The sequence below is a fragment of the Desulfosporosinus sp. BICA1-9 genome (genome assembly GCF_000802135.1).
The window spans coordinates 1-25544 of sequence record NZ_JUEE01000088.1 but is presented as its reverse complement, the minus strand read 5'-3'; the positions used below and the strand labels follow the sequence as shown (position 1 = coordinate 25544).

Genomic DNA, 25544 nt, shown 5'->3' with positions numbered 1-25544 from the left:
GAAGTTCTGGCAGTTCAGTCTCTGCGGCCTCTCTGATCAACATATATTTTCAACCCTTTCGGTGTTGAACGCCTGAAAATCCGATTGAAAAACAATGTTCCCGCCTACCAGAGTTTTACGAAGTATGGGATAATCCTGATGCATTTCAACAAAGATTAAATCCGCACATTTACCAACTTCTACAGTTCCGACCTCACTGTCAATCCCCAAAGCCTTAGCCGGATTTAACGTTACCATCTTAACTGCTTCTGTTAGATTAATCCCTTCCTTAGTTAGATGAAAAACTGCCGGAAGCATAGCACTCGGCAGATAATCAGAACATACAATGTCAGCAGCATTATTAGTGATGGCATCAATCGCTTTCATGTTATTACTGTGGGACTTACCGCGGATAATATTGGGAGCACCAACGCAGACATGAATCCCTTTGGACCTGGCGTAGACGGCAGTTTCAAGATTAATGGGAAATTCGCTGACTGTCCCTTCATACGCTAGGAGTTTATCTATTTTCCCTCTTGTATCATCATCATGGGACGCCAATCTAATCCCTTTACTTTTGGCGATTTTGGCTAAACTAATTAGTTTCAACCAATCGATCCTGGCCTGGTTCTCGATGATTTTATCCATGGAATCTTCAACTTCCCGCTCATTTTTACCATACGATTGGATGGTAAAGTCCTTAAGTGCTTCCGCATCTTTAAACTGTCCCTGACCCGGAGTATGGTCCATATAGGACATAAAATCAATGCGCTTATCCCGAACAAGACCTTCCAAGACACTAACCCCAGTCAGAAAAGTCAACTCATATCTGAGATGTATTTTGTGATTGATCATGGAGCGAGTCTGTTTAAGCCTGTTTATGCTATTGATAATATTGATAACCATATCCGTATTGCGCACTCCCCACTCGTCGCTCAAGCTCAAAGAATGGTACATGGTTGTAATCCCGCTCACGGCCAGCTTTTTTTCCAGCTCATAGAAGGACATATTTATCGGAAATAAGGTATTCGGCCTGGGTTGGATCTCTTTCTCGATTGCATCACTATGCAGATCGATCATTCCGGGCATAACATAACACCCTTCCGCATCAATCACAGTAGTGTCCGAATAACATTTGACACTGGGGAAACTGTTTTCCGCCACCTCTGAAATTTTATGACCCTCAATTAGGATATGCCCCCTGACAACTTTGTCAGGTAAAATAATCTGGGCGTTGTAAATACATATCTTCTTAGTTCTCATGTATTATTACTCCTTGCGTTTAAAATGAGCTGCCAAGTCTATCCTCAATTCAGGGTTAATGAAGCTTACGTCCTGTTTTGGAGCTTACCCTTTATCTTCATAGAAGCCACCTCCAGAACAATTGCAAAAGCTAAGACAAAATATGTGATCAGCCCGACTTCCCTCAGATCAAAATAAAAACCGCTGGCCATAAACAGATCGAAACCAATCCCGCCTGCTCCGGCAGCAGCACCCATGGCAATGGCGTTGGCGAAGTTTATTTCAAACCTCAAGAAAGTCCAGGAAAGCAAATAAGTAATCGAGGAAGGGATAACCGCCTGAAAAACAATTTGCCACCAATTGGCGCCACTGGCCTTTAAAGCTTCAATAACACTGCGGTCTAACTCCTCAAAAGACTCGGAATAGGCCTTAGTCAAATAGCTAATCGAATGAAAACTCATACCAATAACCGCAGCAGCACTGCCCAGTCCAGCGGCAACGGCAAAGATTAAAACCCATAGTATGGTTGGCACTGCTCTGACAAAAGCGACAAAGCCTTTGATAAAATTGGTTACTTGTTTGGGAGCCAAATTCTGAGCGCCGAGCAGCCCCAAAAACAACGCGACTATTCCACCGATTAAGGTTGTCAAAAAGGCCAGCCCTAAAGTCACCACAACATTGTAGAAAGCTTCCCCTAAACTAAACCGATTTGATTGAGGGTGCAGAAATACCGTCTTAAAATTCTCGAATGTAATGGCAATACTCTGGAGAAGGTCGACACTCTGATAATCAATCGTGACGAAAAAATAGATTGTCAAAGCTGTTAAAAGCAGCAGTATTCCTCTTATAGCTAATGCCGGTCTATTCAGGGGTTTGATTGTGCCATAGTTCACAGTATCTTTAGTTGAATAACTGCTTAACTGCTCACAAATAACTATTGATTCTTTTCTTATTACTTCTTCAAATTGCATCACAAAATCACCCTTCTAATATTATTTGATACAAATTCAATGAAAATAACTGTGATCACGATCAGAATCACAACCAGGCTGGCAGCATGGTAATCAAACCTTTTGTAATACAAATCAAAGGAGAAGCCAATCCCCGTTCCGGTGAGGATTCCCACCAAGGTGGCGTCGCGAATATTGTGTTCAATATTGTATAATAGCCAACTGATCATCTGGGGCAGGCTGGAAGGCAAAACTGCCTGAAATATGATATGAAAATAACCGGCACCCGTCGCTTGCAAGCCTTCAATCGAGTTATTGCCCACTTCCTCCAGCGTTTCCATAAAAGCACGGGTCAGAAAGCCGAGAGAATAAAAAAACAGCGCAAAGTAACCGGTCAGTGGACTTTGACTAAACGCTAACATCAAAACCATGGCCCAAGCCACGAGCGGTATGTTCCGAAAGAGAGAAGCGATCCCCCTGCTTACAATACCAAATATTCTGTTTAGACGTGTAGTTTTGGAACCAGCCAAGGACAAGAACAAGGCAAAAAAGGCTGCTACGGTTGTTGCAGCAATAGCCATTAACACCGTTTCCTGCAATTTGGGTAAAACCTCGGGCAATATCCTCATTGACTTGGCATCAGGATAAAAATTGCCGCCCCCCCAGATTATTGCCTTGTAAATACTGGTAAACCCTTTCAGTACATCGTACTGAGTTATGATAATCGAGCCCACGGTTAGACTAATTAATAACGAAAAGAATACCAGATTGCCATTCCTTCGTTTGCTAAAAATATCATCCCGCATGTCTTTCTCCTAGCTCAATAATCAAATCTTCGGACTCTGAACCATAGATATCCTGAATCTGTCGAGTCGTTAGCTCGCCTGGAGATCCGTCAAAAACAACCTTTCCCCTGTTAATGCCGATAATTCTGTCCGAATACTTCAAGGCTACTTCAACCTGATGCAAATTTACAATCACAGTTATTCCCATCTCGGTGGAAATATTTCTCAAATGATCCATGATAATCTTCGAAGCATTAGGATCCAAGGAAGCAATCGGCTCATCACATAAAATAATTTTAGGATTTTGCACCAAAGCCCTGGCGATTCCAACCCGCTGTTTTTGACCGCCGCTTAACTGATCGCACCTCTTATAAACTTGCTCATCCAGTCCCAAAATCTTAATAATTCGGTAAGCCTGCCCTTTTTCCTCCGGGCTGTATCTGCCTAAGACCCCCGCCAGGGTTGATTTATAGCCGAGCCTGCCGTGGAGCACGTTCTCGATAACGGTCAGCCGATCAACCAGGTTGTAATGCTGAAAGATCATGCCGATCTTTGTTCTTAGCTTGCGTAACTTTTTCTTGCTTAGACTTGAAGAAATAACGCCGTCAACGGATATTTCCCCACTGTTTGCTTCAATCATCCGGTTAATACAGCGCAAAAGGGTTGACTTTCCTGCTCCGGAAGGACCGATGATGGAAACAAATTCGCCTTCATCGACAGAGAAACTGACATCGTCTAAGGCCAAAGTTTCTTGGTTATAATATTTTCTGACGTTTTTTAGTTCTAATAACGACATGCTCTACTTCCTTTCTCTGCTTAGACTGAGAATGAGGCGTCGAGGCAACCTTACCCAATTGATACCATGGATGTGGTTAACTTTGACGCCCTCATTTCAATCCTCTAATTTCCGTTATCCAACCCTAGAACGTTATTTACTTGCTCAGATCGCGGATGGGTTGATAGAAGGAATCTTCCACTGTCAGAAAACGCTGAGGAGCATTGAAAAACCCTTTAGTTTTAGACCCCTTTGGTATGAAGATCTTTTCATTCTTGGTAACCTCATCGGAGGTAAACGCTTGAGTGATTGCCTCCACAGTTTTCTGGCTTAAGGCTCCGGTATTAACAGCAATTGGGGCATTAATGACTGGGGAGGATACAATGACTACGAATTGCTTATCGACTAGTTTGCTGAACGGGTTAGAAGCACCCCTCTTGACCGTATAGACAGCTCCAGGCCTGTTGTCTGTTCCTGAAGTGAGATCCACATAGCTCACTACATCAAAATCGTCGACGGCTGAGAGATCAGATTTATCCGTGAGCACGTTGACTAAGGATAACTGGTGAGAACCCCCAAAAATCACTTGCTTGAAAAATTTATCACTGCCCCCTTGCAGCAGATCCTCCGCCTTCAGAGTCTTCCATTTATCTTGTTTTGAGAAATAGGAAACGATTCCTGCTGAAGGCACTTTAAAGCCTGACGTTGAACTGGTTGAAACGAAAGAGAACTTTTTCCCTACTATGTTATCCAGAGCATAGTCTGTGCCGGAAAGGTATTGATCTTCATTACCTTTCTTAACGACAATCCGGCTATAATACATGGCGTCTTTCAAGGTTCCTGACACCCCACTATTCACCACCAGGGGAAGAACCTTAGGATTTTTTTTGTGAGCCTCAACATAAGACTCCCCTCCGAGAAAGGCAAGCTGGGCATTGCCGCTAGCTACGGCCTCAACAGCAATGGCGTAATCTGTGGTTAATTTGTCTTCCACTTTTTTGCCGGTGGCCTTTTCAATGGCCTTGCCGATTTCGGCCCGGGTCTCCTTAAAATCCTCTGCCGCATTATTCGGCAACCAGGCAATCGTGATGGTATCAGGCTCTTTGGCCCCTGTGTTGGAATCCGTCGCAGGTGTAGAAGCGCACCCTACTAAAAGTGCCGACATTAGAATGACCACCAGAACATGTAATTTAATCTTTTTCACGTTTATTCTCCTCTCAATTTTGAAAAATATATCCGCTGCATTGAATTAACAATGTGGATAACTGATATCTTATTTTACCTGAAAATGATTAAATCCCTATTAAACTACTGTAAGGTTTTGGTTAAACTTCAAGATCCAGTAACTCTCCATCACGCATTGTGTATTCCCTATTACAGAGGTTTTCCATAAATTCAAGATCATGAAAAATCCCCATCATCGTTGTTCCTTCTCGTTTCAATTGTTCGATAAGTTCTCGGACTTTTAATTTGGAGGTATGATCCAAACTGGCAGTAGGTTCATCGAGAAGCAACAACCTAGGGCGCTTTACCATAGCCCTGGCAATATTCAGGCGCAGCTTTTCCCCCCCGGAAAAGGTACCCGGATAGCAGTCCCATAATTCTCTGTCCAATTCAAAATGCTCGAGCATAATATTTGCTTCCCGTTCCGCGTAGTCTTCTTCATACCCCATCTCCAAAACCGCCTGTTTTACCAGTTCCTGTGCGGTGGTCCGGGGCATGGTGCTTAAAAACTGCGATACATAGCCAATCTCATGTTTCCGCAGATAAATCATCTGTCGTTCCGATAGTTCCGCTAAGTTAACTGGACCAAACTTTTTTGATTTATACCATATACTTCCTTTTTGCGGTGCATACGTTCGATAAATACACTTAAATACAGTTGATTTTCCACTGCCGCTTTTCCCGGTGATCCCGACAAATTCCCCTTCTCTTAAATCGAGACTAATATCGTGCAGTGCTGCAATCTGCTTGTCTAAATTATGGATAATAAACGATTTTGATAAATGCTTAATCGCTAGTATCTCTTCCACTTAATCACCTGCTTTATAATACTTGTCTGTGAATTCGTCAATAGGAAGGTAAAAGTCATTAAGCCTTGCTTTAATGATTTCATAGGACCAGTCCCACCACTTGATCTCCATAAGTTTTCTGACAGCAACTTCAGAAAAACGTTGCTTGATTGGTTTAGCCGGCACTCCAACCACAATGGTATAGGGAAGAACATCTTTAGTAACCACCGCGCCACTGCCTACCACCGCTCCGTTGCCGATCCTCACACTAGGCATAATGATCGCGCCGTGTCCCAGCCAGGTATCATGGCCAATATAGACTTTATGCTCGGCTCGCCGCTGGAAGAATAATTCATCATCTGTCGTCGCCAAGCCATACTTCATCCGGCGGTAAGTAAAGTGGTGCAAGGTCGGCCTGTCCAGAGGATGATCAGTAGGCCCAATTCTCACCATGTCAGCAATGTTGGAAAACTTACCGACTTCAACGTTTTGCAAGGTGCAAAAACGACCTGTATAGGAAAAATCATTAAGTTTAGTGTTTTCAAGAACGTTATAAAGCCCTACCTCGGTATACTCACCCAACACCGCATTGTGCAATTGACAGTTCTCATGGATACACGGTTCTCTTCCAACCCTGTTGCTCATTCTCTCCTCAGCCAACCTTTCACACTAAAAACAGCGTATACTAAAGCAATGATTGCACTAACTGCTGGGTATAGCCATGCTGCGGATCTTCAAGAATCTGATCTGTCAAGCCATGTTCAATAACCCTGCCATCCAACATCACAAGGGTTCGATCGGCCAGCATTCGAATAACCCCTAAATCATGCGAGACAATGACCACGGTAATCTTCAACTCTCTCTGAAGGGTCTTGATTAAATCAAGGACACTGGCTTGAACCGACAAATCCAACCCTGTGGTTACTTCATCGAGCAGGAGAAGTGGTGGATTGTTCGATAAAGCCTTGGCAATTTGAACCCTCTGCTGCATTCCGCCTGAGAAGTTCTTGGGAGCTTCTTTCATACGATAAACCGGTATATTTACTTGCTCCAGCAGCTCTTCCCCTCTGGCTTGCATCTTTCCGACATGCCTGTTTCCGGCTGCAATCAATTTCTCGGCGATATTGCCAATCGAGGAGAAATTCATTTTCAAACTCATCAGCGGATTCTGATAGACTTTCCCCATCCTATGATTCCTGATATAACGTTTCTGTTGGGATGATTCTGCCAAGACATTCACTCTTCCGCTCTTGTAGGAATTGATATACCCCTCTCCGCTGCTTACCTCCTGATCAAAATACAGACAATCCATCAAGGTCGACTTACCACTCCCGCTTTCCCCGACAATTCCTAATATTTCTCCCGCATACACCTCTAATGTGATATCCCTGCAGGCATAGACCGTCCCGCAGACAGGACAGTAATTTTTCAGCAAGTGCGCCCCTTTTGCCCCTCTGCAGTTGACACACCCTTTGCCATATTGTTTATTTAGATTACTTACAGACAAGACAGGCTGTTCAAAATCTACCATTTTACAATCCCTCATCCTCTTGATTTTCCATTCAAATTCTGCAGACAATAGCTGGAGTCATTGCATTGATAAGAGGGGGCACCCGTTAAGTCATCCAGTATTTCATCCAGAAATATACCCTTGGCTCCGCACAATCTGCAGTACGCCTCCTGAAATGATTCAACTCCAAAAGGGTAGTCTTCAAAATCAAGTGAGCCAACCCTGGTATACGGAGGCACCGCATAGACCTTCTTTTCACGGCCTGCACCCAAAAGAATCAAGGCTTTGGAACTATTCAGCTTGGGATTATCGAATCTTGGGATGGGGCTGGGGGCCATAACATACCTGCCATGAACCATAACTGGATGGTCCGCACCTGTCGACATAGTTCCGTAGTTCATGATTTGCTCAAAGAGCATCAGCCAGGCACCACTGTATTCTTGTTCCGCGTGCAGCTTTTTGGTTTCATATTCACTCGGCTCATAATATCTCAGAGGTTCTGGCAGCGGTACCTGAAGCACCATAATCTGACCTTCCTGGAGTGGAATTTCGGGAATTCTATGTCTCGATTGGATGATGGTCGCTTCCGCCGTTTCGTCGGTTCCGGTTATACCGGTCGTTAGGGCGATGAGCTTTTTAATATTTACGGCATTGACCGATTCATCTGAGCCTTGGTCAATGACTTTCAGGATGTCGTCTTTACCCACCAGGGAAAGTGTCAGCTGTAGTCCTCCGGTTCCCCAACCTCTGGCGATGGGCATCTCCCTTGAAGCAAAAGGCACTTGGTACCCCGGAATGGCAATCGCCTTCAGGGTTGCTCTTCGAATCTCTCGTTTAGACCCTTCATCAAAAAAAGCAAAATTATACTCAATTTTCATGGATTCAGCTCCTAATGATTTTCATCTGTTAGACCTTCTTTACCTTTTTTCGACTTACGGACGCTGTCCAGCTTGGACTGGAAGGTCACATAGTGAGGCAGTTTGAGGTGTGAAATAAAGCCAGTGGATTCAACGGAGTCAATATGCAAAAGGATAAACTCTTCGTTAAGGATCGAATGCTCCGGATTATCTGTTTCCAGACAACGGTCCAAAATACTGATGGCAATCGCTTTGCTTTCATTTTGTCCATAACAGATTCCATAACCCAGGCTGAATTCCAGCTCTTTTTGACCCGTTAATTTTTGAACATCCTCCGGAAACAAGGACTCAACCTCAGTGACTTTGATTTCGCCGATATAATAAGCATCCTCGCCCTCACTTAGTTCGTTGAATGGATTATCAACATAGAGCGGCAGATTTCCAATCCGCAATTCTCCCACCGTCGGATGCAGCGCCCCATAACTGCGCAGGGCTACATACCCTAAGGAAGTAACCGCACCTGTCTGCCCCCTAGTTAAAATCTGCAGTCTTTCACTGCGGCTGGTCGGAAACTGAAGACTCTCTTTGGTAACGTCGTCCGGCTCACTATCATCATTTTTACAAGGCTGAATCAGACCTTCTTCCCGCAGATAATCCAGAACTTTGGGCAGCTTGGCTAAATCAGTCTTGTCATACTCAACTCCGCTTTCCAAGGAGTATTCGCGTACCCAGTGGATAGCCTCTTGATCTGTTTCTTCATTTAAATTAAAGTCGATTAAACGATGAGTATAATCAGTGGCAGCCCCTAAGATTTGTCCACCGGGAATATCTTTAAAGCTGGCTGATATTCGTCTCTCCACCAGCATATCCTCAGACTCAACTGTTCGCGAATAATGCCTGCGCGGCAAAGTTGAACGGTAAGCTCTCAATAAAAATACCGCTTCTTCAGGACTTCCTTCGGCCTGCTTGATGGCCAGCGCTGCCAGAGTTTCATTGTAAAGACTGCTTTCCGACATAACCTGGTCGATCAGGCAGCGCAGACCACCTTCAATACTGTGACAATCCAAGACTACGCCCTTTTTCAAGCGCTCATATTTCAGGCGTTTGATCGATTCTTCAATCGCCTGAGTTCCGCCTTTTACTGCAACATACCCCATCTATCCACCCACCTGTTCCGTAATTTGAGTTGTTCGCGGCAGACATACAATATTGTCTTCCCGATCTGTAAAGATAAGATCAATTCCCATTGGATATTCAGAGTTTTTTTCAGCTCGTAGATCGACCCAGCCATCGCTTGTTTTGACGTCTATATAGCATTCCGTTTCGATTCCAGGACCCGTTAAGCTTAAATTCCGTTCGTTGCTCACAGAGTCAGCTTCAATGATCATAGTTGCTGCTTTGTGCGGGTTGAGCAAATCTCCTGGATAGGCCCTTCTCAAGGCAACCGCCAAGTCCTCCGCTTTAGCGTCCTTCAGAACAAGAATATAATCCGCACTCTCCACTTCCGTGGCTTTAGCATACGTCAACTGGTTAATAAGTTTGGCCATTTCCGCTTCCCGTTCGGAATACACCTTGAATTTCACTTCTGTATCCAAGAGCATCAGCACCAATACTAAGGTTGAGTCAAAACAACCACTCTCCATCTGCACCTTATCTGCCTGATGACGGATATTTTTAATCAAGCCCGGTCTAGACATTGAATCTAGCGTTTTACGATAAGCTGCTTGGATATCATGCACCAAATCCAGATTCATCTGCTTTTTACCCCTCTTATCTAAACATCCATATTGTCAAAATTCACTTTGGTCTTTAAGACCTTGTTCTTTACAGCTTCCCAGTCTTCATTGATCTGAACTTCCTCACGCAATAATGCATCTGTCCATTCTAATGTCTCTGGTAAATTCGCATTATAAGCTGCATCAATAATTGCCAGGTTGCGGGCAAGTGCCGGTTCATGCCCCATGACCATACCGATTCCTAAAGCTCCCCTGATCATAACCTTACATTCCGTAATCAATACCTCACCCAGATAGAATAAGCTGCGTTGAGCGCTTTCCCGCACTTTAACCATAACTAGACTATTATTGGGTTCCTCAAGGGTCTTGACCTCGTATACAGTGAGTATTTCTTGCGCTAAGTTTACGGAAACCTCTGCTGAACCTTTGATTAGGATCTGGGTTCTTTGTTTTCTAATCATCCATTACCCTTCCTTTGTGAGTGTTTATCCACGAAATCATCATAACTTGTTGCCAAGTTAGTCATGTTAAAGCTCTGTAATTACTCTGTTAAATCTTTGTTAAGTTTCTTTACTTGTCTGCGGGATCCGATAACAGTAGGGAACGGTCTTGACCGTTCCCTACTTTAGTTCACCCATTAGTGGTACCGCGCATAGGCATGGGGGTCTGATACGCATATAAAGCCTTATGCTTTTAAGCATAAGGCTTTATGGTGAGAACGAATGAAGCTCTTGTCTAAGGTATGACATAAGAAAAGCAGTCACATCTATAAAAAATCTTGCGGTACTCCAATACTGTGCCGGTCTTCTTATCCGTACAGCCTGATTCCGAGACCAAAAGCGGTACTAAATCCGGACAATTTAACAGTTTCCGTTGAGACTTCGTGGGAAAGGATACACTTAAAAGACTGGGTTTTGAACAAAGTTCTGTATATCCTTTGCTATGGTAATATTTAAACATCGATGTAATATCCATGCCCACAGCATCGATATCATTTAATACTGATTTGGCAACATAGGATATATGAAGGGCGATAGGTTGTTGAACAATATACCTCAGTCTTGCTACTTTGAAAATCCTGTCCTCTTTATCAGTTTCTAAATAGTCACAAATCTTTTTATTGTATTTGCTCTCCCGACAAAAAATAGTCTCCGAATGAAAATCATAACCTTTATCTATCATTTTTTGGCTGAAACTCACATCACCCGAAAGAACAAGCTCAATTTGTGTAGATCTGTCTTTGACATAGCTTCCTTTGCCCTGCTGTTTATAGATATGCCCTAATTCTTCGAGTCTTTCATAGGCCTTCCGAGCTGTAATTCTCGGCACTTTGTATTGATCTGCTATTTCATTCTCAGACGGCAGTTTATCATGGGGGTTGTATCTGCCTGAGACAATTAAGGGAACCAACTTATCCACTATCTCCATTTCATTAGACATTGTCATACCCCCACTAACACTCTACATACCATTTAACTATATGTTGAACTGAACTATCCGATTTTTTGCTTCATTCTTAAATCCGAGGCTAGTAGAATCAAATCATCGACAACCCGTTCTGTAGAGCGACCAGGCAAAGCTACCGCCGCTTTTTCTCGCATTCTTTTAATATCCTCAGGAGAACTTAAAAAGCCTTCGAGAAGTCGTTCCAGTTCCTCTTCATTACCTGCAATATGTCCTGCGCCTGCGCTTTGCACAAACTGAGCATTTTCGTCTTCTTGGCCAGGGATTGGCTTAAAGATAAGAATCGGCAAGTGTTTGGTTAACGCCTCGGAAACCGTTAACCCTCCCGCCTTCGTGATAATCAGATCGGAAACCTCCATTAATTCCTCAACATTATGGACATACCCTAACCGCAGGATGGGGTTGCGAGCCTGCACAGTTACTTCTTCTATAAAGTGATATAGTTTTTCGTTTTTTCCACAAACAACAATTGTTTGAACCGGGAGCAAAGAATCTGCGAGTTTCTTACAGATTCTTTTTACGATTTCCCCGTCGTACACTCCTCCCATCACTAAAAAGGTAGGAAAATCCGGGTTTAAGCCTAACTTGGAATTAATAAACCCTCGGTTCATTTCCTCTTCGAATTTCGGACTTACCGGGATCCCAGTCACCAGAATCCGTTGTGCTTCAATTCCCCAGGACACTAAGCTTTTCTTCACCTGTGCACAGGCCACCATATAGCGATCAACTCCTGGATGTACCCAATGACTGTGAACAGTATAATCTGTGATTACGGTAATCACCGGAACATGAAGAATTCGTTCAAGCCTGAGTTGGGCAAGAATTGAAGAAACTGTGGGATAAGTACATACAATGAGATCTGGTTCAAAAGCCTGAATGTATTTAAGAAAATCACCTCGTCCCAGTTGTTTAAGAAAACGTTGCAGCATGGATTCGGGTTGGAGCTTAGCTGTTTTATAATAAAATCTTCCCCAAAGTTTCGGGGTATGTTTAATCATCTCCATGTATAAGTTTTTAACCATGGTGTTTAAACGCTTACTTAGAAAATCTCCAAAATCTAAATGAGTAATTATTGCAGAAGGCTCTTTAATACGTATTCCTTCAATAACAGCTTCCGCCGCTCGGAAATGTCCGTTTCCAAACGCTGCAGAGAATACCAGAATCCTTAATTGTTTCAAACCCTAGCCCTCCCTCTCAACATTCTTTTTCTACCTATTCTAATCTCTTAGAAGCAAAATTCAAAAAACCCGCTGAACTGGCAATTGTCAGAGGGATCAAGATTTCTGACGCCATTTTATAGCTCTCTTCAGAACATCCTTCGACCTGCGATACCAAGGGATATAGAGGGTTAGAAATGCTTGCATTATGATCAATCCATTGGGCTGGGTGAGAAAATGGCATATACATACCACTTGTTGCCGGGAACTTATCCCAGTTTTGAGTCGCCCAGGTTTCGAACTCTTTGTGCCCGTCGAAAACAATCCCCAAGGCATGGTGCGGTACACACATGTCTTGTATTAGGTGTAGTGCTGCTCCCAAAAAAAACATACCTTTATCGACGTTATTTGGGAAAAAGGTGAAGGCCTTGTTGTAATAATACTGGCACTCAGCCGTTGCTCCCGGCCAGCCAATGATTCCTTGCTTGTCTGGATGGCTGTAAAAATGATTGACGTTTTTCCAACCTCGATCAGCCCAGTATATCCCTTTTGTCAGCGTTGAGTGATGAGCTGAAAACAATCTGACGACATCCTCTTTTCCATCATTCCTCAAAACAATATAGGCCTGCTCCAAACAATGAACATGGGTTACGCCAGGAGAGTCGAGAAAATATTGTAAGGGACCCGCTGAAGCAAGAAGTAGCTTTGTCACCTTACCGAGTGTCTGACCAATAATCCTCTCATACATATCCAAGTCAACACCTCTCCTTTGTTCTTGGTTTAATTTTAAACCATGACTGTAAAGGAGGTATTATTCTGATGTTAAGAAACTACTAAGTTATGTTAAATTTGAGTTAATTATTAAGGAATTGTTTATGTATCTACTCAGTCATAGATAGACAGAAATTACAAAATATGACTCACTAATAGAATTAATTACTTTTTTTATATACCAAGAGGATATATTTAACATCTAATTAACATTCAGTTAATTAGATGTTTACAAATAGCTATTATTATGTAGTAAGGATATACAAATATACATTGAAATAGACTCGAAATTAGGTGCCATCTTTTTGTCAAAAAAGGGGGTTTTGTATGTTTAAGTCGGTAGATATGAGCCAACAAAAGCTATACCGTCTACTTAGGGACGAGAAAACGATCTGGGTGTTATATCTTGATATTGTTAAATTTCAAGAGGTGGAATTTCGATACGGTTACAAAATCTGCAGACAAATCCTAGACGAGATTGAGCGTGAAATTAATCATACGATCAAACAGCAACGCAATCTCTACCTTTTTTCTCATTTCGAAAGCAGGGGCGGGGACGACTTCGTTGTTTATTTTGTTCCGGGAAAAAATACATGTTGGAACATTACGGGAATCATCGAACAATGGGTTCTCCCTTTAGAAGAACGCTTTAACCATAGAATTAGGAAACTCGTTAGCGAGAAAATAAGCCTTCGTTCCGGACTTGCTCAGTGTATCAACGAAGTCGGTCGAGGCCCCGATTATTTACTGTATGCGGCAGTGAAAGAGGCCTTCCTCCTCAACAAATCCGAACCGGATCCCCATTTTTTTGCTCGTCGCGAAGAGATTTCCCTCCTAATCGAAGAACCCGACACATACTTGAAAGCCGCTTTTCAACCAATCATTGAAACCCGAAGCGGTGAGGTGTTTGGTTTTGAAGCGTTAGCCCGTATGCCAGGATCCACTTGTTTTAACAATATTGCAGACCTCTTCCCCTTTGCTGAAAAGATAGGTCATCTCTATCCAATCGAAACTCTTTGTCGACGCCAAGCAATCATTTCCTTCCCTACTGTTGCCCAAGGCAAAGAAATGCTCTTTCTCAACATTAACCCCCAGGTTCTTAGCGACCCCGAATTTGCCTCCGGACATACTAGAAAATTTCTTAATGAAAAAGGGTTGGCCCCTTCCGACGTTGTGCTAGAAATTACCGAACGAAGTGCCATAGAGGATTTTTCCGCGTTCCGGGACGCTTTAGATCATTATCGTAATCAGGGTTACCTGATTGCTTTAGATGACGTTGGGGCCGGCTACTCCTCTTTACAGTCCGTAGCAGAGCTACATCCGGACTTTCTCAAAGTTGATCGATCCCTGATAGCGGGAGTTAATGCTGATCCAATTAAATGGGCCTTATTAGAGACATTTGTTACTTTTTCCAAGCGTATAGGATGCCGAATAATTGCTGAAGGTGTAGAAACGGAAGAAGAGATGCGCACCGTAGTTCAATTAGGGGTCGATTACATTCAGGGATTTTTTGTTGCAAAGCCCACCTTTATGAGAATGAACATTAATCCTGCCGTTATGGAAATTCTGGGCCTAACCCGACGTCTAAAAGGCCATGATCAAAACCCGATTATTTCTATGATTGAACCCTTGCCTCTCTTTAATACTCACACCCAGGTCAATACCGTCGAAACTTACTTCCGAGAGCACCCAAATCAATATCTAGTGGGTATTACCGATGACTCTCGTTTAGTCGGTGTGGTTCAGCGCGATCGACTTTTTGCCGCATTAGGTACTCGCTATGGTGTCCCTCTTTTTTCAGAACGTACAGTTCCCCTTATTATGGACAGAAATCCACTAGTAGTGGAAGATACCACTCCTTTGGAAGTGATGTCAAGCATAGCAATGCAACGGCCAGATGCTCAATTGTATGACGGCATCATTGTGGCTAACCAACAGATGCCGATTGGCCTAGTGTCCGTGGCAAAACTTATGAAAGCAATGACCGAGAGACAAATCCAAATTGCTCGGGGGGCCAACCCTTTGACAGGATTGCCAGGCAACCTAAGCATTGAGCTCGAGATTCGGCAGCGCCTTGAACAGGCCTTGACCTTTGGACTTATTTATGTTGATCTTAACAAATTTAAAATTTACAACGATTTATACGGTTTCCAGCAAGGAGACATGGTCATCAAGATGTTAAGTGAGATTTTACAGAATGAGGCCTCTAAAACGACTGAGGAAACCTTCGTCGGCCACATCGGTGGTGATGATTTTATTTTGATTTCCTCTATGTCCGACCTAGAAAATTTAGCAGTTCCTATTCTTGATCGATTTAAGGAGTCATGCAAACTATTACCCGGAGCGGAAAACCTTAGCGTTGCCCTTGCTGGCTTCATGATCGACTCCACTGAACAAGAATGGACCCCCTTACTTGTCTCCGAACGGGCTGCCCAAATCAAGAAAGAAGTTAAGGCAATAGGAGGCAACTCTTTTTTACTACGCTAGGAAGAATTATAATAATCTATCGATTCTCAGGATCAGCCGCTAAATTAAGAATTGCTTGGGCGTAGACTTTAGTCGTTAAAAGGAGATTATCGATGGAAATATATTCATCAGGACAATGAATCACTTCAGGTTCACCTGGGAAAAGGGGACCAAAGGCTACCCCTTGAGGGAGCGCTTTAGCATAGGTTCCACCACCAATGGCAAAGGCAAAGGGTTCGAGACCCGTTACATCCGCATATGCTTTGAGCAAGGATTGAACCAAAGCACTCTCTTTGGGAACATGATGTGCTTCTTGGTGGGTTAAAACTTTGATGATTAAATGCTCATTTTCAGCGATTTTGGCAATCGGAAGAAAAACGTCGTCCCGCTTAAAAGTAACTGGATAACGGATATCGATGACATAACGCGTCTCGTCTGATGTTAATTCAAAAATGCCTAGATTGAGGGATAATTTGCCAGAGGGTTCATCACTCAGAGTAATACCAAAACCCTCTCCTGTAAAGCCTGTGCCAGGGTATTTCAAGACATTATCTAGAGAGCGATTTTCTTCTGAGTTTAGTGGTAATGTCTTAAGAAACTGCAAGGCATAAACAACGGCATTCTTCCCATTTTGCGGTAGACTACCATGGGCTCCGACTCCTTTAAAGGAAAGTTTAATCTCCTGATCCGTTGCTTGACTATCGATTATTCCACTAACCCCTTCAGGAAATGAAAAACTTTTCAGCAATTTTTCAACCACTTCACTTGATATTTCCTTTAAGGTTACTTCACAAAGATCTGGAACAACATTAGCCCGTTCCCCACCTTGTACGCGTACTAAATGAGGAAAAGAAGTTGGATGAGATTGAATTAATTCCAGATGCAGAATTCCTTTTTCGGCATGAATTAAAGGGAATTCTGCATCTGGTGCAAATCCTATTTGGGGTACCTCTTCCTTCTTAAGATAATAATCCATATCCGCCCAGCCAGACTCCTCATCCGTACCTAGGATCAAACGAACTCTCATGTTTAAAGGAATTCCAGCATCTTTTATAGCTTTCATGGCGAAAAGGGCTGCCAGAGTTGGTCCTTTATCATCTAAGGCACCTCGACCATATAGTTTCCCATCGTTAATGCTCGCACTATAGGGGGGGGCAGACCATCCATCCCCTTCTGGAACAACATCAAGATGACCTAAAATCCCCAAAAGGTCCCCCTTGCCCATTTCAATATGACCAGCGTACCCGTCAACGTTTTTGACAGTAAAGCCGAATTTTTCTCCTAAGTCAAGGGTCCATTCTAACGCCTCTTGAATTCCAGGCCCGAATGGAGCACCGGTCGCAGCATGCTCGACATCTTTAACACTCTTAATCCGAATACAGGTCTGTACGGCAGAGATCAAGTCCTCTTTAATTAAATCAATAGTTTGGTTCAGACGCATCGTTTATTCCTCCATGATTTCTTATTCACTTTCAAGTCGCCACTTCTTACTAATGAGTGTTGTATGTTCAGCTTTAGCTGAACATACAACACTCACAACTCATCCTAGGTTACCCCGATTTAAGACAATGTAGCATAAGATCAAAGTTCGAGATTGGAAACTTAAGGGTTACTGAGATAAGGGCGAAAACTTGATATTGATCGTTGTCCCCTTAGTAACAACTTTTCCTGCTTGTGGTGATTGTTGTTGGGCTAAGCCGCTCCCAGTAAAATTAAAATGAAGCTCTGACTTTGCTAATGTTTCTCCAACCTGGCGCATTGTCATACCTAATAACTCTGGAATTATAACCTCCCCCTCGATAGGCGTTCGTTCTGGGATTACGGGTTGGGGTGTGGGTCTAACTGCAGAATCACTGGGTGAGATGGTAACAGTACTCTGTGTATCATTTGCTACGGGTAAACCATAATACTGTAAAGCTCCCTCAATAATCCCTTTTGCTCTAGGTCCTGCTAAGGTTCCCCCTTGATGTCCCTCTTCCGTTCTTGGGGTATCAATGATAATTAAGACTGCAATTTTAGGATCTTCTGCTGGGGCATAGGCTGCAAATGTTGCAATATAATCTGTGCTAGAATATTCCCCTGTTTTTGGATCTACTTTCTGAGCGGTTCCTGTTTTACCCGCTACATTGACACCAGGAATTTTGGCCAGTTGGCCAGTTCCATCATTAACGACTTCTTGGAGGATCTGTGTGATTTGTAAAGCCGTCGATTTCGAGATTACCTGGCGTACGGGATAAGGTTTTTGTTGTTTAAGGAGTTGTCCATCGGGATTCGTGATTTTGTCAACAACATAGGGGCGGTAGAGAGTACCCCCATTGGCAACTGCAGAAATTGCAGACAGTAATTGGATCGGCGTGACTGAATTGGCTTGTCCAAAGGACATCGTGGCAATGTCGATTTCTAGAATCTTAGCTTGTGGAAGGAGTAACCCCGTTTCTTCTCCGGAAATATCGACCCCTGTTTTGGATCCGAAACCAAAGGCTTTTAGATACGTATTAAACTTCTCTTTACCCAACTTCCTTCCAACCTGAGCGAGTACAACATTCGATGACAGTTTCATCCCTTCCGAAAACGTGATGTTACCGTGTGGTTTCTGATCTGAGTCCCAGTTTGTGATTCGTCGAGGGGGAATGTTCAGGTAGCCCGGATCCTCAAAGGTTTCGTTCAGATTGATAATTCCTTCTTCCAAAGCAGCTGCTCCAGTAATAATTTTAAACGTTGATCCTGGCTCGTAGGACATACTGATCGCTAAGTTTCGGCGGACTTCTGGTGTCACTTTATTATAATCCGTTGGATCAAAGGATGGGCGAGATCCCATGCCTAATATACGCCCAGTCATCGGGTCCATAGCTAAAATCGTTACACTATCGGCTTTGGTTGATTGATATGCTTGATCAAGTTCTTGCTCAATAAAATATTGAATGCTTGAATCAATGGTTAAAGAAATTGAGTTTCCATGGCTTGACGGTGCGCTTTGATGGAGAGTATCTTGTATAAAACTGGCTTTAGTATCCCGCTCTTGGGATTGGAAGCCAGGTTTACCAAACAACTCCTTATCATAAAAGTATTCGACTCCTTCTACCCCATGCCCCTCACGATTTACAATCCCAAGTGTAGAAGCCGCAAACATCCCCATGGGATAGATGCGCTTTTCTTCTTCATCGTGACCCACTCCTGGGATTTTTAGAGCCATAATTTGCTCAGCTTTCTTAATATCCACCTGATGGGCTAAACTAATCCACTTCAAATCTTTATTCAGTTTATCAAGAATGGCCTTAGAATCAATTCCTAAGATAGTTCCTAGTTCGATAGAAATCTCTTCTTTTGTTCTTTTTAATTGCCCTTTACTGATCAAATCACTTAAGATTTTAGGATCTGCGTAAATTTCTTTGACTGGAATACTTTGAGCTAAGACATTGCCCTGAGCGTCATAGATAGTCCCTCTATCCGGCGGTAGACTTTGATCGGTTGTTCGACGCTCAATTCCTTTGGCCTTGAGGTCTGGCGCTTGAACAACTTGTAATAATACGAGCCGACCCAAAACAAGTAGGATCCCCAATAACAATACCACTTGAACCCATCGATCCCGAGAAAAATACTTCGTACGGTTGCTCATTTTCCAAACTGCGTCCCTTCTTTATCCACTTTGAAGACAAGCACTACTATAAAAGTGGGAGTTCTATGTTCTACTTCACTCTCCTAGCTTTATTATAGCATCTAACCACGTCGTTCCTAGTCCTATCATAAAAGAATAAATTACAAAGCTTAAGCGCCAGATGAGCAATTCTTTAGTTTAATTCAGAAAGAGAACTCACGTTTTCTTAACTAACGATGGCATTTTTAAAAGCCACCTTGCTAAGAAACCGCAAGCTCTTGACTGTATTTTGTCCCCTCAGAGTGGAATAATACATCGATTATGAAAGGTATATTTTTGAAAATTTGGAACACATAAGCCAATAGATAACACTCTTTAAATCGATCTTGTTAGTAAAATACTAATCATGGTTCCCATGAAAAGTCCACCTAAATGAGCAAAATTGTCAATCCCAGGCACGATAAATCCAAATGCAATATTCACTAATATAACAATGACAAGATTCATTCCTAAGCCAGACTTCCAGAGATTAGGCCGTTTATAACTATGATAAAGTAATGCTCCAAGCAGACCGAAAATTGCTCCTGACGCCCCTGCGGAAAGCGCAGGAGAAAATAAAAAGCTGGCAATTGACCCACCTAGACCTGCGGAAAAATAGACCAAGAAAAATTTACGATGCCCAAGAATTTCTTCCGTCAAGGACCCTAATGCCCTTAAAGCATATAAGTTAAAGAATAGGTGCATGACCCCAATATGTATAAACATACTAGTTATTAGCCGCCAAACTTCACCCTCTTGGATAAGGGTATTCACTTTGGCTCCGAAGGCAATCAGGACGCGTTGCTCTGTTGAACCTCCAGCAAGGGTCATCAGAACAAAAACAATAAGATTAACGACTAAAAAAGCGTAAGTAAAAAATGGCATAAAACGCTTCTCAGCATGGATTACTTGTTCGAAATCCAAAGGCTTACCACTGGCAAGTTGCTTAATCCAGCGGGGAATTATTGGGTCCTCCGAGGGAGGAAAGGGAAAAAGGTTCCCGTATCGAGTATCCCAGTACCAAAGCTGAAGATTGGGGAAACGGTGTTCCTTTAAAAGCGTGGAGTCGATCCCTTGGGGGCAAAGAACTAGGACATCAAATTTGGAAAAATCAGCAAATCTCTGAATCCACGGCTGAAAATCATCCGGGAGTTCGCTATAATCACCTAGGAAAAGTCCCCGCCGTAACGACACATGAGTCGCGCACACCCAATTTCTTTCTAGAGAATGAATTGCCCAGCCTGATTGAACGAGATTGTTGATGACGAGTTCCAACATATTAACACCTCAAGTCTTAAATCTCTCCTAAAACCCCGCGTAACAAACTGGGAATGCCATAATCATTTTTACCCGATCCATACCCTACGTTAAGCAAGGTCATTTCTGGAAAGCTAGATTGTTGAGCTAAGGCCCTTATCAGAGCAGCACCCGTCGGTGTAATCAATTCTCCTGTGATCCCTGATTCTTGGAATTTGAAGCCGCGTAAAAGTAAGAGGGTGGCCGGGGCGGGTAAAGGTAATGTTCCATGGGCACATTGCACAAAACCATGTGACCAGGGGAGTGTGGAGACGCGTATCATTTCAATATCTAACTGATCCAAAGCGATACAGGTCCCTACAATATCAACCAAGGAGTCGACTGCACCTACTTCATGAAAATGAACCTTCTCGATGGTTGTCCCGTGAACAAGCGCTTCAGCTTCAGCCAAAACATTGAAGACCTGAAGAGCATTTTTTCGAGCGCGTTCAAACAATGATCCACTATGGATCATTGTTTGAATGTCACCGAGATGGCGTTTATGTTTGTGTTTGTGTTGATGTTGATGTTGATGATCGCCGTGATTTTCTGGTATATCTTCTAAGACAACATCAATGTCTGTAGCTTGAATACCGTGGACTTGGCGAGAACTTACCTTAAGTCTAAATTCCGTTAATCCGATGGAGTGAAGTTGATTCACAATCTCTTTCGAATCTGCACCTAAAGCAAGCAATGATCCGAGGGCCATATCACCGCTGATTCCAGCAAATGTATCCCAATATAAAACTTTCAAGTCCTTGTTCCTCCTCAATTATCTCGATATTCGTCGTACAATAGCAGATGCTAAAGAGGCTGCCCCAAAGCCGTTGTCAATATTAACAACTCCGATTCCCGAGGCGCAGCTATTTAGCATACTGAGTAAGGCTGCCAAGCCTTGAAAGTGGGCACCATATCCTACGCTGGTCGGTACTGCGATCACAGGCTGCTCCACTAATCCACCGACTACACTGGCCAAGGCCCCTTCCATTCCTGCCACGACAATTAATACTTCTGCACGTTCCATCAGCTCACGCTGCCCAAGCAAACGGTGTATACCCGCTACACCCACGTCAAATAAAGTATCTACTTCGTGCCCCATATAGCGAGCTGTCAGATATGCCTCTTGTGCCACAGGCAAATCTGCGGTACCAGCCGTCATAATCAGAATCCTGCCCGGAATAGTCGGTTCAGCTAAAGGGCGAAGCAGAAGACAGCGCGCCAGGGGATCATAATGAGCATTCGGAAAATGGAGTAAAATCTTGTCCGCACTATTCTGTTCTAAACGAGTTGCCAAGACATTTTGAGACTTAGCACCTAAGTGCGTCAAAATGGCTATGATTTGATCGGGCTGTTTTCCCTGACAGAAAATTACCTCAGATTGTCCGGTTCGCAAGGCACGATGATGATCTAAGCGCGCAAATCCTAAATTTTCATAAGGAAGATCCTTTAATTGACGTAATGCCTCATCAGGGGAACATGCACCCTGCTGAACAGATTCGAGTAATGTCTTTAACGTCTCTTCATTCATTGTAAATCCTCCGCTTGGTTGGGGTTCAAGCTGCCTGAACGCAGACCCATCAAATCTAATGTGACATATCGAAAGCCTAGTTTTAAGAATGGGGTCGTAATATCTGCTAGTTCCTGTAACAGCTTCGTGAACTCACTAACTGGAATCTCAATCCTGGCAATATCGCCATGCACCCTTACCCTGTATTCAAGATACCCTTTCTGATGGAGAATCCCCTCAGCTTGCGCAATTCGTTGCAGAAGACTTGCTGTGATCTTATCTCCATAGGGGACTCTCGAGGCCAGACAAGCCATGGAGGGCTTGTTCCAGGTCGGTAAATTCCTACGTCGCGATAAAACCCTGATTTCAGCTTTTGATAGACCTACTTCCAGTAAAGGGCTAATAACATTTAACTCCTGAAGAGCAATCCGACCCGGGCGAAAATCTTGGGTATCTGAAGCATTTGTTCCCTCAATAATGGTAGCACATCCAAATTGTGCTCCGAAAATCCGGAAGGTCTCGAAGAGTTTCTTTTTGCAGAAATAACATCGATCCTTGGGGTTATCCCTGAACTCCTTTAGCGAGAGAATATCGGTGTCGATAACCGAAACAGGAAACTCAAAATCTCGAATAAGAGCCAAAGCTTCTTTTTCTTCCTGAGCAGAAATCATCGCCCCACGCGCAAAGACGGCCTGACAGTTCTTATTCAAAACCTCTTGAGCGATTGCCAATAGATACGTTGAATCCACACCTCCGGAAAAAGCAACCAAGACGTTCTTGAGAGATTTTATACGATCAATCAGTTGTAATTCTTTTTTATGAGCTTCTTCAAGTGTTATGTCCATTATCTTAATCCATCCATCCCTTCCTACCCCTCTATTCTACCCATTCGCTAAATGACTGTAAAGCTTAGAAATTCTTAACGATTACTGTAATGCAATATAATTAAAAGAGCAGGGGGCTAATAAACCCCACTGCTCTTCTTTTTCGTTGCATAATCACTCAAAAATAATAATCAACGATCACCCGTTTTTCCAAGATACGCCAAAGCCGCCTCTAGGGTATTTCCAGTCGATATTGCCAAATGGACAGCCAATGAGACAGGTTCCGCACTCCAGGCATCCTTCGTACCCTACAGCAATACGTTTTTCCTCTTCGTCCCAATCATAAACATGGGCCGGGCAAAACCGTGTACAAGGTTTATCTTGACACTGCTTCAAGCATACATTAGGATCAACGATCTTAATGTGACATAATTTATCCGTATTAAACCGCACTAAAAAAAGTTTATCATCTAATTTCATAACAGCGCCCTCCATGCCCCATAGATATCCTTAATTAAACCGCCTTTGGAACGCTTTTCGAAGGCCATCTTGATAATTTCTTTTTGGCGCTCTTTTTTAGGTGTCCCGTCCGCTGTTAGATACATCTTGACAGCTTGAGAAAATAACTTCGGATAGACTTTCAAGAGATGAGTATTATCCTCAAAGAATTTGCCCATATGTCGATAATGGTGAAGGTCTTTAAGCACGAAGGAATCCCGCAAGCGCGTTTCGTAAACCGTCATAGCTTGATCACTAACATCCCCGGTCTTAATCGCTTGAGCAGCAACTTCTCCGGCAATCTTACCTGAGATCATGGCTAGATTCGAACCCTCTCGGTTTAAGGAATTCATCAGCATCGCCGTATCCCCTACCACAAGGACTCCCTGGCGATGGAGCCTGGGAACTTGAGTATATCCACCTTCAGGTATTAGGTGAGACAAGTATTCCTTAGTCTCCCCCCCTTGAAGAAGACGTCTAACATAAGGCTTAGATTTCAGATTCTCGAGCAGATCATTGGGGGTCCAGTTATTGCGAATTAAGGGTTGTAGAATAGCCCCAACTCCGATTGAGATAGACTCTTTATTGGTATAAATAAAGCCTACTCCCATCATCCCGGCCGTTGAATCCCCATATAATTCTATCGTAGCCCCTTGTCCTTCATCAAGACAGAAGCGATCTTCTATCTTTTCTTTAGGTAAGGCGATAACTTCCTTGACTGTAACAGCCACCGATTCTGGTTTTAAAGGCTTAGCGAGCCCTGCTTTTACTGCTAAGAAGTTATTTACCCCTTCAGCAATAATCACTACTTTTGCTCCTAAATCCCCTTCAGCGCGTCCAGTACGAACTCCAACCACATCGTCGCCTTTGTATAAGAGATCTTCAACAATCGTTTCCGGAATAATCATGACTCCTGCTTTTTCAGCTTGTTGCGCTAGCCAACGATCAAATTTCACTCTAAAAACAGAATGCGCATTATAGGGTTCACTGGCCCAGGCAGGGTCTCGATATCCCGCTAAGATCGACTCATCCCCGCTTAACATGGCAATTCGTTGTTCTATGATCGGACGCTCTAAAGGTGCCTCTTGCCAAAAATCAGGCACAACTTGGCTGGTTGCTTTTGTGTAAAGGATACCGCCCATTACGTTCTTAGTTCCTGGATAATCTCCACGTTCAATTACGACTGTCTTCATGCCAGCCTGAGCAGCACTGAGCGCGGCAGACAGGCCAGCAGGACCGCCTCCAACGACGATCACATCAAAGTTTTCCATGTTTGCCCCTCCTTAATTTGCCACGCCGTGCTGAAGGCGTTTCTTGAATTCAGCAGTTAGTGCCGGTACTATTTGGAAAAGATCGCCAACGATCCCGTAATTGGCTACTTTTAGAATTGAAGCCTCGGGGTCATTGTTGATGGCAATAATGAAGTCAGAGGTTTCCATCCCGACTAGATGTTGAATTGCCCCTGAAATTCCAATGGCAATATAGACTTTTGGACGAACCGTAACCCCTGATTGCCCTACTTGTTGATCATGAGTCAGCCAGCCTGCCTCCACTGCTCCACGTGAACCAGCAATTGTAGCCCCTAAGACCTCTGCTAATTCTTCGGCAAGTACCATGTTCCTTTTAGCTGCTAGACCCAGACCAACTGCAACAATGATTTCGGCCTTATCCAAGAAAGCACTCTTAGCGTCTGAGGAGATAAACTCGAGGACTTTTGTCCGAATATTAGTTTCATCAAAAAGAATTTCCTCATGAATGAGTTCACCTTCACGACCATCAACACGCTCAGGCATTGCCATAACTCGTGGGCGAACCGTCGCCATTTGTGGTCGGCTGGAACGGCAGAGAATTGTGGCCATAATATTTCCCCCGAAGGCGGGACGGGTCTGTTGAAGGAGTTTCGTCTCTGGGTCAATACCAAGAACTGTACAGTCCGCAGTTAAGCCAGTTTGCACTCTAGTAGCTATAGCCGGAAATACATCTCGCCCCATAGACGTGGCACCCATTAAAATAATCTCAGGTTGATATTTTGTAACGAGACTCGTTATTGCTTCAGCATAAGGCTCCGTACGGTAATCTTT

At 43.4% G+C, this 25544-nt stretch carries 25 protein-coding genes; 1 reads left to right on the top strand and 24 read right to left on the bottom strand.

Translation table 11 applies throughout. The features are described 5' to 3' along the window. Window positions 1-36 precede the first annotated feature (36 nt). The 15 genes from JL57_RS11595 to JL57_RS11525 form a co-directional block, all read right to left on the bottom strand. Window positions 37-1242 carry an alpha-D-ribose 1-methylphosphonate 5-triphosphate diphosphatase gene (locus tag JL57_RS11595; RefSeq protein ID WP_034142207.1) on the bottom strand — a complete coding sequence of 402 codons (1206 nt, stop codon included), beginning with the start codon at window positions 1240-1242 and terminating at the stop codon, window positions 37-39. A gap of 65 nt (window positions 1243-1307) precedes the next feature. Continuing rightward, entirely contained in the window at window positions 1308-2192 is an 885-nt protein-coding gene (locus JL57_RS11590) for an ABC transporter permease (RefSeq protein ID WP_034142206.1), read from the bottom strand. Further along, entirely contained in the window at window positions 2192-2977 is a 786-nt protein-coding gene (locus tag JL57_RS11585) for an ABC transporter permease subunit (protein WP_034142205.1), read from the bottom strand. Before JL57_RS11585 ends, JL57_RS11590 begins: the two co-directional genes overlap by 1 nt. Continuing rightward, complete coding sequence (phnC, locus tag JL57_RS11580) at window positions 2967-3752, bottom strand: phosphonate ABC transporter ATP-binding protein (RefSeq protein ID WP_034142204.1); 786 nt, start codon at window positions 3750-3752, stop codon at window positions 2967-2969. Before phnC ends, JL57_RS11585 begins: the two co-directional genes overlap by 11 nt. Window positions 3753-3888: 136 nt before the next feature. Then, window positions 3889-4935 (bottom strand): phosphate/phosphite/phosphonate ABC transporter substrate-binding protein, encoded by a 1047-nt coding sequence (gene phnD / locus JL57_RS11575; protein WP_034142203.1) that lies wholly within the window; start codon window positions 4933-4935, stop codon window positions 3889-3891. Between the two features lie 121 nt (window positions 4936-5056). Next, window positions 5057-5764, bottom strand: a complete 708-nt coding sequence (locus JL57_RS11570) for a phosphonate C-P lyase system protein PhnL (RefSeq protein WP_034142202.1) — start codon at window positions 5762-5764, stop codon at window positions 5057-5059. Next, on the bottom strand, window positions 5765-6388 hold the full coding sequence (locus JL57_RS11565) for a DapH/DapD/GlmU-related protein (protein ID WP_034142201.1): 624 nt from the start codon (window positions 6386-6388) through the stop codon (window positions 5765-5767). It lies immediately after the preceding gene. Window positions 6389-6428: 40 nt separating this feature from the next. After that, on the bottom strand, window positions 6429-7274 hold the full coding sequence (locus JL57_RS11560) for an ATP-binding cassette domain-containing protein (RefSeq protein ID WP_034142200.1): 846 nt from the start codon (window positions 7272-7274) through the stop codon (window positions 6429-6431). Between the two features lie 11 nt (window positions 7275-7285). After that, window positions 7286-8131, bottom strand: a complete 846-nt coding sequence (locus JL57_RS11555; RefSeq protein WP_034142199.1) for an alpha-D-ribose 1-methylphosphonate 5-phosphate C-P-lyase PhnJ — start codon at window positions 8129-8131, stop codon at window positions 7286-7288. A gap of 11 nt (window positions 8132-8142) precedes the next feature. Then, window positions 8143-9267 (bottom strand): carbon-phosphorus lyase complex subunit PhnI, encoded by a 1125-nt coding sequence (locus JL57_RS11550; protein ID WP_034142198.1) that lies wholly within the window; start codon window positions 9265-9267, stop codon window positions 8143-8145. Next, entirely contained in the window at window positions 9268-9864 is a 597-nt protein-coding gene (phnH, locus tag JL57_RS11545; RefSeq protein ID WP_034142197.1) for a phosphonate C-P lyase system protein PhnH, read from the bottom strand. Between the two features lie 20 nt (window positions 9865-9884). Continuing rightward, window positions 9885-10307: a phosphonate C-P lyase system protein PhnG gene (phnG, locus tag JL57_RS11540; RefSeq protein WP_034142196.1), complete on the bottom strand. Its 423-nt coding sequence runs from the start codon at window positions 10305-10307 to the stop codon at window positions 9885-9887. A gap of 274 nt (window positions 10308-10581) precedes the next feature. Beyond that, on the bottom strand, window positions 10582-11286 hold the full coding sequence (locus JL57_RS11535) for a GntR family transcriptional regulator (protein ID WP_034142195.1): 705 nt from the start codon (window positions 11284-11286) through the stop codon (window positions 10582-10584). A 53-nt stretch (window positions 11287-11339) separates the two neighbouring features. Next, on the bottom strand, window positions 11340-12488 hold the full coding sequence (locus tag JL57_RS11530) for an MGDG synthase family glycosyltransferase (protein WP_034142194.1): 1149 nt from the start codon (window positions 12486-12488) through the stop codon (window positions 11340-11342). Between the two features lie 34 nt (window positions 12489-12522). Next, window positions 12523-13215 carry a zinc dependent phospholipase C family protein gene (locus tag JL57_RS11525; protein WP_034142291.1) on the bottom strand — a complete coding sequence of 231 codons (693 nt, stop codon included), beginning with the start codon at window positions 13213-13215 and terminating at the stop codon, window positions 12523-12525. A 350-nt stretch (window positions 13216-13565) separates the two neighbouring features. Between JL57_RS11525 and JL57_RS11520 the strand changes: the two genes are divergently transcribed. Next, the gene (locus JL57_RS11520) at window positions 13566-15725 is read left to right on the top strand and encodes a bifunctional diguanylate cyclase/phosphodiesterase (protein ID WP_034142193.1); all 2160 of its coding nucleotides are present in this window, start codon (window positions 13566-13568) and stop codon (window positions 15723-15725) included. Window positions 15726-15741: 16 nt separating this feature from the next. Here the strand turns inward: JL57_RS11520 and pepV are convergent, their stop codons facing one another. From pepV to JL57_RS11475, 9 genes are all read right to left on the bottom strand, one after another. Next, complete coding sequence (pepV, locus tag JL57_RS11515; RefSeq protein ID WP_034142192.1) at window positions 15742-17145, bottom strand: dipeptidase PepV; 1404 nt, start codon at window positions 17143-17145, stop codon at window positions 15742-15744. 168 nt (window positions 17146-17313) lie between these two features. Further along, the gene (locus JL57_RS11510) at window positions 17314-19320 is read right to left on the bottom strand and encodes a penicillin-binding protein (protein ID WP_034142191.1); all 2007 of its coding nucleotides are present in this window, start codon (window positions 19318-19320) and stop codon (window positions 17314-17316) included. A gap of 354 nt (window positions 19321-19674) precedes the next feature. Then, a complete protein-coding gene (locus tag JL57_RS11505) occupies window positions 19675-20616 on the bottom strand; it encodes a rhomboid family intramembrane serine protease (protein WP_291299982.1) in 942 nt (313 codons plus the stop codon). A 16-nt stretch (window positions 20617-20632) separates the two neighbouring features. Further along, window positions 20633-21388, bottom strand: a complete 756-nt coding sequence (locus JL57_RS11500; RefSeq protein WP_034142190.1) for a LarC family nickel insertion protein — start codon at window positions 21386-21388, stop codon at window positions 20633-20635. 18 nt (window positions 21389-21406) lie between these two features. Further along, window positions 21407-22162, bottom strand: a complete 756-nt coding sequence (gene larB / locus JL57_RS11495; protein ID WP_034142189.1) for a nickel pincer cofactor biosynthesis protein LarB — start codon at window positions 22160-22162, stop codon at window positions 21407-21409. Next, window positions 22159-22986, bottom strand: coding sequence for an ATP-dependent sacrificial sulfur transferase LarE (gene larE / locus JL57_RS11490; RefSeq protein ID WP_034142188.1), 828 nt, complete (start codon window positions 22984-22986; stop codon window positions 22159-22161). The genes larB and larE overlap by 4 nt, the downstream gene beginning before the upstream one ends. A gap of 177 nt (window positions 22987-23163) precedes the next feature. Beyond that, window positions 23164-23445 carry a ferredoxin family protein gene (locus JL57_RS11485; protein ID WP_034142187.1) on the bottom strand — a complete coding sequence of 94 codons (282 nt, stop codon included), beginning with the start codon at window positions 23443-23445 and terminating at the stop codon, window positions 23164-23166. Further along, a complete protein-coding gene (locus tag JL57_RS11480) occupies window positions 23442-24734 on the bottom strand; it encodes an FAD-dependent oxidoreductase (protein WP_034142186.1) in 1293 nt (430 codons plus the stop codon). Before JL57_RS11480 ends, JL57_RS11485 begins: the two co-directional genes overlap by 4 nt. 12 nt (window positions 24735-24746) lie before the next feature. Next, window positions 24747-25544: electron transfer flavoprotein subunit alpha/FixB family protein (locus tag JL57_RS11475; RefSeq protein ID WP_034142185.1), on the bottom strand; the 798-nt coding region annotated here is incomplete at its 5' end.